Raw genomic sequence first — 14,933 nt, forward strand, 5'->3', positions numbered from 1 at the left:
GTTTGAATACCAATGATACAAGCTCTTATAAATGATTTCGTAAACCGACAGCAATATGTAAATATTATATTTCCAAAGGATATAAAAAACTAAAACCTGAAAACATCATTCCAAATAAATACTTATCTTTGAATGCATTATTTGCCAGATAAAATGAGAAAATATATGGTAAAAACCATAGGGATATAATAAAGAAGACCATATTTCAGCAGAAAGAAGTCAGAATAATGACTTAAGAACAAACGAAAGGAGAAGTTTATGGAAAGCAAGAACATTATACATTCACAGGAACATCAGTTTGGTGAGGTCGTTGATATAATACTTCAGCATCGTAGCCGCGCTTCGAAAGCAGTAAATGAAGAAATGTTGCTCACTGCATGGAGTGTAGGATCTTATGTCTCCGGAAAGTTGAAAAGTGAAGAATGGGGAAGCAAGGTTGTCACACAGCTATCTGAGTACATTCGTTCACACCGCCCGGATTTGAAAGGATACAGTCGTAGCAGCATTTACAATATGGTGATGTTTTATGATGAATATTCTTCTGAGGCGTTCAGAAACACTGTGCAGCAATTCTTTTCTAATGGAATTGTGCAGCCAAAAACTGCACAATTGATGGCAAGTGATAAAGAATTTGTCCAGACAGCGTCTGGACAAATATTCAACATACTGAAAATGACGTCATTATCAAATCATTTCGAGATACTTTGCCGTTGTCGTAGTCAGGAAGAGCGTCTGTTTTATATCCTTTATTCATACAAAGAGAAATTGGCATATAGGGAACTTCAACGTTGTATATCCAACCAGACATACGCAACACTATTAGGCAATAAAAGTAATATATCGAAGGGGATGCTTGAGATTTATCCAAATGCTCCGATAATGTTCAAGGACACACTATTTGTGGATTTTCTCGGACTTCCGAAGAAACATAGTGAAACGAAATTGCGTAACGGGCTGATAGAACACATGAAGCAGTTTATTCTTGAACTGGGAAAAGACTTTATCTTTATGGATCAGGAATACCGTTTGAATGTTGGTGCATCGACTTACAAAGCTGATTTGTTATTTTTTCATAGAGGTTTGCAGGCTCTTGTGGCAGTAGAACTTAAAAAGACAAAATTCCATCCTAAAGACTTGGGACAGTTGGAATTCTATCTGGAAGCTCTCGACAGAGATGTAAAACGGTCCAATGAAAATCCGTCTATCGGTATCATTCTTTGCCCTGAATCAGACCGGGTAGTTGTGGAATATGCCATGAACCGCTGCATGAGTCCTACTATGATTGCTGAATACAAACGTATCCTCATTCCACAGGAGCGTATGCAGGAACAGCTCAGAGAGTTTTGTAATTTCTTTATATGAAGGATGAAAACGCTTATTCCTGTTGATGACCTTTATGTAGGCTGTCTGAGTGTTTGCCATAATCCCAATAAAATGTTCAACCTGATACCATATTATTGTGTATCTTTATCTTAATAAAGCTAATGATACAAGCTTGGATACCAATGATACAAGTTTGGATGCTAATGATACAAGCTCTTATAAATGATTTCATAAACCGACAGCAATATGTAAATTATTATATTTCCAAATGCTGAAAGAATTATGTTCTGAAGGTTATCTTGTTTCTGACGGTATCGGAAGAGGAACTACATATCATTTGAATAAAGATAGTAATCTTAATAGTTCAGATGGAAACCTTAACAGCTCAGATGAAAACCTTAATAGTTCGGATGAAAACCTTAACAGTTCCAATGATGATTATCTTAAGACAAATACTCAAAAAACAATTAAAAAGAAATATAGCCAAAAAGAATTATTTGGAATAATACAGAATAGTACCCAAACTTGGAAATCAGTTGAGGAAATAGCCCTTGAAATAAGGCGAAGTACACAATATCTGAAAGGGGAAATTATTCCAGTGATGGTGAATAAAGGACTTTTGGAAAGAGAACATGCTATGCCTAATCATCCGGCTCAAAGATATAAAAGGAAGTTTTGAAATTTACTCAAAAAACAGGAAAATGAGCGTACAAGAATTCATTTGCAGATTTCTAAAAACTTCACACTATGAAAGAACTGAAACAACAAGTCATTATAGAGGAACATCCTGATATAGAGATAAATTATGTAGAGGATGCAAATGTCCCTCAAGATGTCCCTCAAGATGTCCCTCAAGAAGAAGATTTAGATACCTGGATTGAAGAACAGGTTGCCACTTATCCTAAAATTACAACTGAAGAATTGGCTTCACAATCAGGGAAAGGCATAAGAACGATTAAACGCCATATAGCTAAGATGAAGAAGCTCTGATATTGATGCTACATCATTTGAGAAGTTTGAGAAGTTTTTAAAAGAAAATTAGGAAATAAAGAAATAAATTGTACTTTTGCATTATATAGATTATAAATCCAAATATATGAATGTGACAGTTTTTAATCCGGCTCAATTGCAAGTGCTTGAAATGATGTCGTTTGTGGACAGTCCTGAAGCATTAGCTGAACTTAAAAAGGCTATTTCTGACTATTTCGCCAAGCAAGCGCAAAAGGAGATTGACCGCTTGTGGGAGAATGGAGAATTGAATGAGGAAAAAGTCGATAAATTCCATCAACTACATGAACGTACTCCATATAAATGAATATGAGAAACATTGTATTGGATACTAACTCACTTATTATTGCTATTTCAGCAAAGAATGACTGCCATAAAGTGTGGCAATCATTCTTAAATGGGGATTATACGCTATGTATAAGCAACGAAATCTTAGAAGAGTATCTGGAAGTCATGACACGCAACATAAACAAATATGTAGCTGAAGCGATTATCTATACGATTCTTACTCGCGAAAACGTAAAAAGACTAACTCCACACTACCGCTTTCATTTAATTACATCAGACCAGGATGACAATAAGTTCGTAGACTGTGCGATTACAGCCAATGCTGAATACATCGTGACAGAGGATCATCATTTTAATGAACTTAAAAATATATCTTTTCCATCAGTTGCCATTATTAATCTAAAGGACTTTGCAAAAACATTATAAGTTCATTAGCTTGCATTCACTATTTTTTTGTGTATTTTTGCGAATAAACGTGCGAACAATATGAAACAAATGAAACCAGACATACACCCTTTCGTCGAGACCATGACCCTTGCAGAACTAAGAAAATTTGTCATGTTACAGCTTGAAGAGAACTACGAAAAGAGCATGGAGATAAATGACTTGAGGACAACTGTAGATAAACTCATAAAAAGTCTTGAGGAGGCCAGAATGACTATTAGTACCCTTACGGAAGCTCAATATGATAAGGTGAATGGTGAGATGGGAGATGGAAACCTAAACAAGACCTAAAAACTTCACACTATGAAAGAACTGAAACAACAAGTCATAATAAGAAAATACCAGTTCGAAGAACTTACTGACTCCGACAAACGGCTGATAGAGGCAGCCAAGGAAGCTACAAAGAGAAGCTATGCGCCATACTCGCATTTCCATGTGGGTGCTGCATCCATGCTTGACGACGGTACGATAGTGACCGGCTCAAACCAGGAGAATGCCGCCTACCCTTCCGGACTTTGTGCGGAACGCACTACCCTGTTTCATGCCGGCTCTGAATATCCCGACAAAGCTGTAACCACACTTGCCATTGCGGCGTCAAACAGCGAAGGTTTCACTGAACAGCCTGTCACTCCGTGCGGAGCGTGCCGGCAGGTGATGCTTGAAGCGGAACAGAGATACCACCGCCCAATACGTATGCTGATGTACGGCACAGCCTGTATATACGAAACAAGGGGAACAAAAGATTTGCTCCCCCTGTCGTTTGGTATTGAATCAATGGAATGATTATTTGTCGCCGTACATACGCGCGCGCATTTCCTTGATATGGTCTGACGTGATGTATTCATCATATTCCATCATCTTGTCGATGATACCGTTAGGTGTAAGTTCGATGATACGGTTGGCAACAGTCTGAATGAATTCGTGGTCGTGCGACGCAAACAGCACGTTACCCTTGTATTGTTTCAGATTGTTGTTGAACGCCTGAATAGACTCCAGGTCGAGGTGGTTTGTAGGAGTGTCGAGAATAAGACAGTTGGCATTTCTCAACTGCATACGTGCAATCATGCATCGCATCTTCTCTCCTCCTGAAAGTACGTTCACTTTCTTCAGAACTTCTTCGCCGGAGAACAGCATACGTCCGAGGAAACCCTTCATCTCAACTTCATTGCCCTGTCCGTACTGGCTCAACCAGTCAACAAGATTAAGATCGCAGTTGAAGAAATCGGTATTGTCAAGTGGAAGATATGCGGTAGTGATAGTCACACCCCAGTTGAAATGACCTGCCTGTGGCTTGCGGCGTTCGTTGATTATTTCGAAGAATGCAGTCATGGCACGCGGGTCACGGCTCAGGAATACAATCTTGTCGCCCTTCTCAACATTGAAGTTTACATCGTTGAAAAGAACAATTCCATCTTCAGTTTCGGCACGAAGTCCTGAAACTTCAAGAATCTGATTACCCGGCTCGCGGTCCATAGTGAAGATAATACCAGGATATTTACGTGATGAAGGCTTGATTTCATCCACATTAAGTTTCTCAAGCATCTTCTTACGGCTGGTAGTCTGTTTTGATTTTGCCACGTTGGCAGAGAAACGGCGTATAAATTCTTCAAGTTCCTTACGCTTTTCTTCAGCCTTAGCTTTCTGGTTCTGCTGCTGACGAAGTGCGAGCTGGCTTGATTCGTACCAGAAGCTATAGTTACCGGCAAAGAGGTTAACCTTACCGAAGTCGATATCCACTGTGTGGGTACATACAGAGTCGAGGAAGTGACGGTCGTGGCTCACTACAAGTACTGTATGTTCGAAATTTGAAAGATATTCTTCCAGCCATGTCACAGTTTCCATGTCGAGGTCGTTGGTAGGCTCGTCCAGAAGCAGGTTGTCAGGATTACCGAACAATGCCTGTGCAAGCATGACACGCACCTTTTCCTTACCGCTGAGGTCACCCATCAGCATATAGTGCTTGTCTTCCTTTATACCAAGTCCGCTAAGAAGAATAGCAGCATCGCTTTCTGCGTTCCATCCTTCAAGTTCTGCAAATTTTTCTTCAAGTTCTGCAGCCTTAATTCCGTCTTCATCGGTAAAATCTTCTTTGGCGTACAGTGCTTCGCGCTGCTTCATGATGTTCCAAAGCACAGTGTGTCCCATAAGGACTGTATCCAGTACAGTATGTTCGTCGAACTTGAAGTGGTCCTGACTAAGAACTGAAAGACGTTCGCCCGGTCCCAGCGTAACGCTTCCCTTAGTAGGGTCAAGTTCACCGGAAATTACCTTAAGAAATGTTGACTTACCTGCACCGTTGGCACCTATCACACCGTAAATATTACCGTTGGTGAACTTCATATTCACATCGTTGTACAATACTCTCTTACCGAATTGAACGGCTACATTAGAAACTGTAATCATTTTATAAGTTTGTTTGTATGTATATACCTAAATTATACTGTTATTCTGAAATTTGCGTGCAAAGGTACTAAATATCCCGCTAATTTACAATGCAGTGAAAGGCATATCACTCCCAGAACACGGCTTTTTATAAGTTTTTTTGTGTCAGTATGTCAGTTTTTTAGTAATTTTGCGGCTGTTTATGCATACAGAACATTACAGGCACGGTTTTTGTAGTACAGCCAACAGCCGTATGCAAGTCCGGCACTTAAATCACAGATTAATAATAAAATAACAACATAAAGACATGAATAAAAATCAGAATCAAAATCCGGAAGAAGAAATATTGAAGAACGAGGAAGCTGAAAACCAGCAGCAGGAAACTGAAACTCAGGCTGAAGAAACAAACTCTGCCGAAAATGCAGGTGAAGAGAAGGAAGCCGAACTTTCAGAAGAGGAAAAAGCAGCAAAAGAACTTGAAGAGACAAAACAGGCTCTTGAGGACTATAAAGACAAATATCTGCGTCTTTCGGCTGAATTTGACAATTACCGCAAACGTACAATGAAGGAAAAAGCCGAACTTATCAAAAACGGTGGCGAAAAGGCTATCTCGGCTATTCTGCCTATCCTTGACGACTTGGAACGTGCTTTGCAGAACATGCAGAAGGCAGACGATGTTAAGGCTATGTACGAAGGTATTGACCTGATACATCAGAAGTTCCTGAAAAACCTTGGTCACGAAGGGCTTGAAAAGATGAATCCTGTGGGAGAAGCTTTCGATACTGATTTCCACGAGGCAATAGCTCTTGTTCCTGCTCAGGAGGAAGCACAGAAAGGCAAGATTTTGGACTGTGTACAGACTGGTTACAAACTGAATGACAAAGTTATACGCCACGCCAAAGTGGTAGTTGCTCAATAATACAATAAAACCACATCGCAAATATGGCTACTAAAAGAGATTACTACGAAGTGCTTGGCGTGGAGAAGACAGCCACAGCAGACGAAATAAAGAAAGCATACCGTAAGAAAGCAATCCAGTATCACCCTGATAAGAATCCGGGAGACAAGGAAGCTGAAGAGAAATTCAAGGAAGCCGCAGAAGCATACGAAGTATTGAGCAATCCTGACAAGCGTTCACGCTACGACCAGTTCGGTCATGCAGGCGTAGACGGTGCTGCAGGAGGCGGATACGGAGGTTTCGGCGGACAGGGTATGTCTATGGATGATATATTCTCTATGTTTGGTGACATCTTTGGCGGACACAGCGGTTTCGGAGGATTCGGCGGTTTCGGAGGTGGCGGAGGCCAGCCAAGACAACGCAAATTCCGCGGTGCAGACCTTAGGGTAAAGGCTAAACTTACGCTGAAGGAAATTGCTGAAGGAACAGAAAAGAAATTCAAGGTAAAGAAATATGTTCCTTGTTCACACTGTCACGGAACAGGTGCCGAAGGAAACAGCGGAACAGAGACTTGTCCTACATGTCACGGAACAGGTAGCGTGACACGTACTCAGCAGAGTATCTTCGGAATGATGCAGACTCAGTCCGTATGTCCTCAGTGTAACGGTGAAGGAAAAATCATCAAGAACAAGTGTAAGGAATGTAACGGCGAAGGCGTAGTTTACGGCGAAGAAGTAGTTACAGTAAAAATACCTGCCGGAGTGGCAGAAGGTATGCAGGTTACCATCAACGGTAAGGGTAATGCCGGAAAGCACAACGGTGTGGCAGGCGACCTGCTTGTTCTTATAGAAGAAGAAAAGCATCCTGAACTGATAAGAGACGAAAGCGACCTTATTTATAATCTGCTTCTTAGTGTTCCTCAGGCAGCGCTTGGTGGTACAGTGGAAATCCCTACAATAGACGGCAAGGCTAAAATCAAGATTGAACCGGGAACACAGCCTGGTAAGGTTCTCCGTCTGAGAGGCAAAGGTCTGCCTAACATCAACAGCTACGGCTACAGCACCGGAACAGGTGACTTGCTGGTTAACGTAAGTGTATATATCCCTGAAACTCTTACAAAAGAAGAACGTCAGGCACTCGAAAAATGGCAGGAATCCGAAAGTTTCAAGCCTAACACCAGTCTGAAGGAAAAAATCTTCAAGAAATTCAGAAGTCTTTTCGACTGATTGATACATATATAAAAATAGAGCGGTACTTTTCTTAAAGCGCCGCTCTATTTTTTTGCATTATTCAAATATTATTTCAACTCCAAAGTTACGATAGATTTGGCAGGAAGTTTCACATTCAAGACATTCTTCGAAATCTTTGCTCCCTTGAATTCTTTCGGGCAAACTACGTTTGGCTTTTCAAAGGTATTGTAGTCATCTATATTTTCAGATGTCAATATTCTTCCTGACACTGACTTGAGTGTTTCGCCGTCAAGTTTAATGGTTATTTCCTGTTCCTCGTCAAGGCTTACGTTCGACAGTGATATATGTGTCACACCATCCTTGCGTGAAGCTGTTGCGCTCACCATCGGAACTTCGCGGTTGTCTCTCACTACCTTGTAATTACATTCAAGGTTCAAAGGAAGATATGTGGCATCCTGATGAACATTATACATTTCGAACACATGATATGTAGGAGTAAGCACCATCTTGTCTTCTTTAGTGAGAATCATTGACTGAAGAACGTTTGCTATCTGAGCAATGTTAGTCATCTTCACACGGTCTGTATATTTATGGAACACATCAAGTGAAAGAGAAGCTACAAATGCGTCACGCATAGTGTTCTGCTGATAAAGATGTCCAGGAATAGAGCCAGGTTCCTGATCCCACCATGTACCCCATTCGTCAACCATCAGGGCAATCTGTTTCTTAGGATCGTATTTATCCATTATGGCGATGTGGCGTTTCAATACGTCTTCAATTTCAAGACACTTACCCATTGTCCAGTAGTAATCATCGTCAGTGAATTCCGTAGCCGAACCTTTGCTACCTTCCCATCCTGTAACGGTGTAATAATGCAAAGAAACACCGTCCATTCTGTGACCGATATTCTTCATCAATGTTTCAGTCCAATCGTAATCATAGTCGCTTGCACCGCTGGCAATCTTGAACAGAACATTTCCGTTATAGTTTCTGCAATATGTTGAATAACGGCGATAAAGGTCTGAATAATACTCAGGACGCATGCTTCCACCGCATCCCCAGCTTTCGTTCCCTACTCCGAAATATTTAACCTTCCATGGCTTTTCACGTCCGTTTTCCTTACGCAGTTTCGCCATAGGGCTACCCTGTTCGGCTGTCATATATTCCACCCATTTTGCCATCTCCTCTACAGTTCCGCTTCCTACGTTACCGCTGATATAAGGTTCGCAACCAAGCATCTCACATAGATTGAGGAATTCATGAGTACCGAAGCTGTTGTCTTCCACTGTACCTCCCCAGTTGTTGTTCACCATACGCGGACGGTTCTCCTTAGGTCCGATTCCGTCCATCCAGTGATATTCGTCGGCAAAACAACCTCCCGGCCATCTCAATACAGGAACCTTCAGTTTCTTCAATGCTTCAAGAACATCTGTTCTGTAACCGTCAACGTTAGGTATTGAGGAATTCTCGCCTACCCACAGACCACCATAAATACATGTTCCAAGATGTTCTGCAAACTGCCCGTAAATTTCTTTCGGGATAATCTGATTTCCTTTCTCAGGATAAATTTCGATACTTGCTTTCTGCTGTGCAAATGCAGGAATTCCTGCCATAAAAGCCAATGCCAATAGTGTATTTTTCATGTTTGTAAATAAAATAAATTATAAGATTATAGTTTGAGTATGGAGCAAAGATACTATAAATATGATATTAGCAAAAAAATAATTGCCAAAAATACACTTATTTTCATATCTTTGTAGCATTAACCAGTTTTTTATATGAAGAAGAAAGCATTAATTATCTCCTTTTCCGTGATTTCAGCAATTATTCTGTCTGCTGCAATCGGCACATACTTATTGTTATTTAGCAAACCTTTCAACATTAATAATCCTACGTTTATTTATATAGATGAGGACGACTCTTCCGACTCTGTTTTTGTCAAAATTGAAAGAAATCTTAACCCCAAAAGTATGTCAGGGATGAAGTTTCTGGCAAAAATCAAAGGTTATGGAGAGGACATACATACCGGAGCATACAGGATAAGCCCGCAATCATCCGTACTTGAAGCCTTCAAAAAGATTGAATCCGGAAGACAGACTCCTGTGAAACTGATAATTCCGAGTGTAAGAACTATGGACAAACTGGCATCAAGAGTAGCCAGACAGATTATGGCTGATTCAGCCAGCATATCTGCCCTGCTGAATGACAGCAGCTACATAGCCACACTTGGATATGACAAAGCTACTATTCCCGCACTTTTTATACCTAATACGTATGAGGTATATTGGAATATGACAGCTGAAAGCTTCATTAAAAGAATGGTAAAGGAAAATAAGAATTTCTGGAGCACAGAACGTATGGCAAAGGCAGAAGCGCTGAATATGACCACTACCGAAGTATGCACCCTGGCATCAATAGTAGATGAAGAAACTGCCAACAACGCAGAAAAGCCTCTTGTGGCAGGACTCTACATAAACAGGCTCAAAAGAGGGATGCTTCTCCAGGCCGACCCTACAGTAAAATTCAGCCTACAGGACTTCGGACTTAGAAGAATACTGTTCAAACATCTGGAAACGGACAGCCCCTATAATACCTACAAATATGCCGGACTACCTCCCGGACCAATCAGAATTGCATCAGTAGCGGGAATAAACAGTGTTTTGAATTATTCAAAACATAATTACATTTACATGTGTGCAAAAGAGGATTTCTCCGGAACTCACAATTTTGCCTCTACCCTAAGCGAGCATAACATAAACGCAAGAAAGTATCAGCAGGCATTGAACAGAAGAAACATAAAATAAACATCTGATATAGACAGAGGGATTAGTCTTGACATTTCATCAATACTAATCCCTAATGTTTTTATAAAGCTATACTGTCTTTATTTTACAGATTTCCAGAACTTGATAAAATCGGCATACTGACCATAACAAACCAGACCGTCATCCTGTTTCAACTCGTAATCCTCAGGATAAGATACTTCTGAAACTTTCTCAACCTTTGATATTCCAAGAATATTTGAAGTATGTTTTCCCATAATCACGGATATAATACGTATCTTGAATTCTTCCTCTATGCTTAACTCATTGATTTTATATCCTATGAGTTTGGAAGGTATTGAGAATTTAAATACGTAATTGTTTTCATCAACGGAGAAATGCTCAACTTCGGCATTAAGCTCCATAAGCTGTACCAGAAGCCTTGCAGCATCTTTTTCCGGAGTCAATATTCTATCCAATGAAAATGCGTCAAGAACAGCCTTATGCACTTCATCTACGGCACGTGCATATATATGCTTTACGTTATGTTTCTTCAATAATGATACAATCCTTACGGAAGCTCCGAAGTTCTCGCCTATGGCCACAATGACTATATCCACACTGTTAAGAGGCAGAACAGACAGCGCCATCTCATCTGTAACATCGAGGACATACGTTGTGGCAACCTTGTCTTTATAACGTTCCGCCTGAAGTTCCTCTGAGTCAACACCGACAACTTCGTGACCTAGAGCCGTAAGCTCTTCTGCCAACACTCCACCATAATTGCCTAATCCTATAATAAGATATTTCATATCGAATGTATTTTATTGTTTTATCAGTTTATTATAATATTGTCGCTTGGATATTTGTAGTTTTTCTTTTTCTCCTGTCTTATAAGTCCGCTTACCAATGTAAAAGCTCCTACACGTCCTACAAACATAAGGACTATTATCAGAAGTTTGCCGGCATTGCTCAAAGTCGGTGTAAGATCAAGGCTGGAGCCTACCGTACTCAAAGCAGATACACATTCAAAGACTAATGCCATGACAGACGCATTCGGTTCTATGACAGTCATCAGGAATATTGCAAAGAAAACAATAAGAAGATAAAGAATCAAAGCCGCATTTGAACGTTTTACCGAATCGGATGAAATCTCGCGATGTAGAATATATGTTCTCTCCACCCCTCTAAGCACGGCAAAAAGGTTTATCAGAATCACAGCAAAGACATTTATCTTCACACCTCCGGCAGTTGACTGTGTTCCGCCACCTATCATCATCAGAATAATCATAAGCAGAAGAGTCTGTGTGGAAAGTGTGGTAAGTCCGACACTGGCAAAACCCGCAGTTCGTGGACATACGGAATTGAAGAAGGCGTGAACCACTTTGTCTGCCGTATCCATACCGGCAAAAGCATGATTCCATTCAAAAAGAAGAATGACAATTGTTCCCAGCAACAAAAGTGCTCCTGTCATAAACAAAACAATCTTGGTATTCAGATTGTACAAATGAATTTTCTTGATGAACCTGCGACGACGGAAAAACAGTCGGGAAAAACAATATCGGAAATAATAGAATATCGTGTCTTTCATATTCACCAATATAGGGAAACCTATACCGCCAAATACAATAAGCAATGACAATACGATATAAAGAAAATTGTGATTATGCATCACCATGTCATTACCCATTCCACCAGGAAGTGTAGAAAAACCGGCGTTACAGAATGCTGATATGGAATGAAAAGCTGCAAAATAAAGCTCCTCATAAAACGTCATTCCAAGGGTTCCGTGTATGTCAATCCATATCAGAAACATACCTATTCCCTCAATGGCAAGAGTAAATCCCAATATATATAATAATGTAGATAATAATGAGTTCAATGAATTGGTACTTATCATATCACCTACAGCCAACTGGTTGTAAAGCGACGTATTCCCCATAAAGAACATGGCGAAGAAGCTGGTTATAGTCATCACTCCCAAACCACCTATTTGAATAAGCAGCATTATTATAATCTGACCTTCCATGGTAAATGTGGAAGGAACATCAACAGATACAAGTCCGGTTACACACGTTGCACTGGTGGATATAAACAACGCATCTATCCACGATATGCCATTATATGTAGCCCTTGGAAGCATCAGAAGTCCGGCTCCGACAATTATTATTATAAAAAAGCTTGACGCCAGAATAAGTGAAGGATTTGTTTTTCGTCCCAAAAGCCGGACAAAAAAACCGGACAGCAACGTAAAGGACATAAGCAGAAGAACAGCTCCCTTGTAATAACTGCTATTGAAGAATATCCATATCCAATATGCCGCATTACCAGGTTCCGGCAGATGAAAGACAACAGGCAACAGTGTAAGATAAAGACCTATATCAAGCAACCAAGTCCACACTGTGAACTTATTGCCTTCATCGTTTGAAAACAGATGACTTAATGCTGTATTGACCAAAAAAACAATCCAAACGGAATTTGAAACAGTATGAAGTACGGAATGTACATTTTCCGTAACCGTGAAACCGTAACGATATACTATAGAAGCTATGAATAAAACAGCAGCAAAACATGCTAGCCATGAAAACCAGTCAACCACCTGATAAATGCGGGGCAATACAAGCTTCTTTCTATATAATATTAAACGTTCCCAATTATCCATATTCTTTTTAACTTTAAAAAGAGACATGCAAACTTACGGAAAAAAAATGGTGAAACAGCCAATAGCATACAAAAAGTTGAGTTTACCACTCAATTAGCACAAAACGCAATTATTAAATAGATTTTTCCTTACATTATTCTATCTATTTTTAATATTTAGTATCAAATAATCGAGTATTTCTTTGCTAAATAAACTTTTTTGTCTATTTTTGAGCAGAACTTTAAAATAAATAGCCATGAGCGAGAAACAGAAAAGATTTTTCCTAAAGGAAAACGAGATACCTACACACTGGTATAATATTCAAGCGGACATGAAGAACAAGCCAATGCCGCCACTCAATCCTGCTACAAAAGAACCGTTGAAGGCAGAAGATCTTTACCCTATCTTTGCAAAAGAACTGTGCCATCAGGAGCTGAACCAGACTGACGCATGGATAGAAATTCCGGAAGAGGTTAGAGAAATGTATAAATACTACAGAAGCACCCCACTTGTAAGAGCATATGGTCTGGAAAAAGCTTTGGGAACACCGGCACACATATATTTCAAAAATGAAAGTGTAAGTCCGATTGGTTCTCATAAACTTAATTCGGCACTGGCACAGGCATATTACTGCAAGAAGGAAGGTGTGACAAACATCACTACCGAAACCGGAGCAGGACAATGGGGAGCTGCCCTGTCATATGCGGCCCGCGTGTTCGGACTTGAAGCTGCAGTTTATCAGGTAAAAATCAGCTACGAACAGAAACCTTACAGACGAAGCATAATGCAGACTTTCGGTGCACAGGTCACTCCTTCGCCATCTATGTCAACACGTGCAGGAAAAGATATTCTTACAAAATATCCAAATCATCAGGGATCACTGGGAACAGCCATCTCAGAGGCTATAGAGCTAGCAAGAACAACTCCTAACTGTAAATACACTCTTGGATCGGTATTAAGCCACGTTACACTGCATCAGACCGTCATCGGACTGGAAGCCGAAAAACAGATGGAAATGGCAGGAGAATATCCTGACATAATTATCGGATGCTTTGGCGGTGGTTCAAATTTCGGCGGTATCTGTTTCCCATTTATGCGCCACACTATCCTGGAAGGCAAAAAGACAAGATATATAGCAGCAGAACCTGCATCCTGCCCTAAACTGACAAGAGGTAAGTTTGAATACGATTTCGGAGACGAAGCCGGATACACTCCTCTCCTGCCAATGTACACTTTGGGGCATAATTTCGCACCTGCCAATATTCATGCTGGAGGTTTGAGATATCATGGTGCAGGTGTCATCGTGTCACAACTTCTGAAAGACGGATTAATGGAAGCTGTAGATGTGAAACAACTTGACACATTCGATGCCGGTATCATGTTTGCAAAAGCCGAAGGTATAATTCCTGCTCCGGAATCATGCCATGCAATAGCAGCTACAATCAATGAAGCCAAGAAATGTATCGAAACAGGCGAAGAGAAAGTAATTCTGTTCAATCTGTCAGGACATGGACTTATTGACATGAGTGCATACGACCAATACTTGTCCGGCAACCTTACAAACTACGAGCTTAGTGAAGAGGAAATAGAAAAAAATCTGGAAGAAGTAAAAAATCTTGGACAGAAATAAGGAATACACACAATACATATAATAATTAATACAACATCCTTAAAATAAGTATGTTAATTAATAAAGTCTGATGTTATCTTCAATTTCCATAAATGAAATAATATCAGACTTTATCTTTTTTGAGCTGTTTTTACGTCGAAAAGTTTGCATATTTAAAAAATATTCGTACCTTTGCACCCGCAATCGGAAATCATCACCGAGGCAATAAGAAAACCGGATATTCCGGAACATAGGATGGCCCGTTCGTCTATCGGTTAGGACGCAAGATTTTCATTCTTGAAAGGGGGGTTCGATTCCCCCACGGGCTACAAAAAAACAAAGCTGCCGGATATTCCGGAGCATAAGGATGGCCCGTTCGTCTATCGGT

The 14,933-nt window shown here is 40.3% G+C and carries 15 protein-coding genes and 1 tRNA gene; 12 read left to right on the forward strand and 4 right to left on the reverse strand.

The features are described 5' to 3' along the window. Positions 1 to 258 precede the first annotated feature (258 nt). The 7 genes from NW213_RS13330 (at position 259) to cdd (ending at position 3,846) form a co-directional block, all read left to right on the forward strand. Positions 259 to 1,362, forward strand: coding sequence for a YhcG family protein (locus NW213_RS13330; protein WP_258323075.1), 1,104 nt, complete (start codon positions 259 to 261; stop codon positions 1,360 to 1,362). A gap of 229 nt (positions 1,363 to 1,591) precedes the next feature. Continuing rightward, positions 1,592 to 2,002: a hypothetical protein gene (locus tag NW213_RS13335; protein ID WP_154042818.1), complete on the forward strand. Its 411-nt coding sequence runs from the start codon at positions 1,592 to 1,594 to the stop codon at positions 2,000 to 2,002. A 68-nt stretch (positions 2,003 to 2,070) separates the two neighbouring features. Then, positions 2,071 to 2,313, forward strand: a complete 243-nt coding sequence (locus tag NW213_RS13340) for a hypothetical protein (protein WP_258323076.1) — start codon at positions 2,071 to 2,073, stop codon at positions 2,311 to 2,313. Positions 2,314 to 2,419: 106 nt separating this feature from the next. Further along, positions 2,420 to 2,638 carry a dephospho-CoA kinase gene (locus NW213_RS13345; protein ID WP_154042819.1) on the forward strand — a complete coding sequence of 73 codons (219 nt, stop codon included), beginning with the start codon at positions 2,420 to 2,422 and terminating at the stop codon, positions 2,636 to 2,638. 2 nt (positions 2,639 to 2,640) lie between these two features. Further along, positions 2,641 to 3,045, forward strand: coding sequence for a putative toxin-antitoxin system toxin component, PIN family (locus NW213_RS13350; protein WP_258323077.1), 405 nt, complete (start codon positions 2,641 to 2,643; stop codon positions 3,043 to 3,045). A gap of 60 nt (positions 3,046 to 3,105) precedes the next feature. After that, a complete protein-coding gene (locus tag NW213_RS13355) occupies positions 3,106 to 3,354 on the forward strand; it encodes a hypothetical protein (RefSeq protein ID WP_258323078.1) in 249 nt (82 codons plus the stop codon). 12 nt (positions 3,355 to 3,366) lie between these two features. Next, positions 3,367 to 3,846 (forward strand): cytidine deaminase, encoded by a 480-nt coding sequence (cdd, locus tag NW213_RS13360; protein ID WP_258323079.1) that lies wholly within the window; start codon positions 3,367 to 3,369, stop codon positions 3,844 to 3,846. Here the strand turns inward: cdd and NW213_RS13365 are convergent, their stop codons facing one another. Beyond that, positions 3,847 to 5,466, reverse strand: a complete 1,620-nt coding sequence (locus NW213_RS13365; protein ID WP_235339617.1) for an ABC-F family ATP-binding cassette domain-containing protein — start codon at positions 5,464 to 5,466, stop codon at positions 3,847 to 3,849. A gap of 286 nt (positions 5,467 to 5,752) precedes the next feature. Here NW213_RS13365 and NW213_RS13370 point away from each other — a divergent pair, with 286 nt between their 5' ends. Further along, positions 5,753 to 6,364, forward strand: a complete 612-nt coding sequence (locus NW213_RS13370) for a nucleotide exchange factor GrpE (RefSeq protein WP_204404986.1) — start codon at positions 5,753 to 5,755, stop codon at positions 6,362 to 6,364. A gap of 23 nt (positions 6,365 to 6,387) precedes the next feature. Beyond that, on the forward strand, positions 6,388 to 7,569 hold the full coding sequence (dnaJ, locus tag NW213_RS13375) for a molecular chaperone DnaJ (protein ID WP_204390378.1): 1,182 nt from the start codon (positions 6,388 to 6,390) through the stop codon (positions 7,567 to 7,569). A 71-nt stretch (positions 7,570 to 7,640) separates the two neighbouring features. Here the strand turns inward: dnaJ and NW213_RS13380 are convergent, their stop codons facing one another. Next, positions 7,641 to 9,176: an alpha-N-arabinofuranosidase gene (locus NW213_RS13380; RefSeq protein WP_204390379.1), complete on the reverse strand. Its 1,536-nt coding sequence runs from the start codon at positions 9,174 to 9,176 to the stop codon at positions 7,641 to 7,643. Between the two features lie 135 nt (positions 9,177 to 9,311). Between NW213_RS13380 and mltG the strand changes: the two genes are divergently transcribed. Beyond that, positions 9,312 to 10,337, forward strand: coding sequence for an endolytic transglycosylase MltG (gene mltG / locus NW213_RS13385; RefSeq protein WP_258323080.1), 1,026 nt, complete (start codon positions 9,312 to 9,314; stop codon positions 10,335 to 10,337). An 80-nt stretch (positions 10,338 to 10,417) separates the two neighbouring features. Here the strand turns inward: mltG and NW213_RS13390 are convergent, their stop codons facing one another. Continuing rightward, positions 10,418 to 11,107, reverse strand: a complete 690-nt coding sequence (locus NW213_RS13390) for a TrkA family potassium uptake protein (protein ID WP_204390381.1) — start codon at positions 11,105 to 11,107, stop codon at positions 10,418 to 10,420. A gap of 23 nt (positions 11,108 to 11,130) precedes the next feature. After that, a complete protein-coding gene (locus NW213_RS13395) occupies positions 11,131 to 12,957 on the reverse strand; it encodes a TrkH family potassium uptake protein (RefSeq protein WP_258323081.1) in 1,827 nt (608 codons plus the stop codon). Positions 12,958 to 13,192: 235 nt separating this feature from the next. On the opposite strand from NW213_RS13395, the gene NW213_RS13400 reads away from it, so the two are divergent. Then, positions 13,193 to 14,566, forward strand: coding sequence for a TrpB-like pyridoxal phosphate-dependent enzyme (locus tag NW213_RS13400; protein ID WP_154042828.1), 1,374 nt, complete (start codon positions 13,193 to 13,195; stop codon positions 14,564 to 14,566). Between the two features lie 236 nt (positions 14,567 to 14,802). Further along, positions 14,803 to 14,874 (forward strand) — tRNA-Glu (locus NW213_RS13405). Positions 14,875 to 14,933 lie beyond the last annotated feature (59 nt).

The organism is Bacteroides sp. ET336, from assembly GCF_024733815.1.
Lineage (GTDB): Bacteria > Bacteroidota > Bacteroidia > Bacteroidales > Bacteroidaceae > Phocaeicola > Phocaeicola cellulolyticus.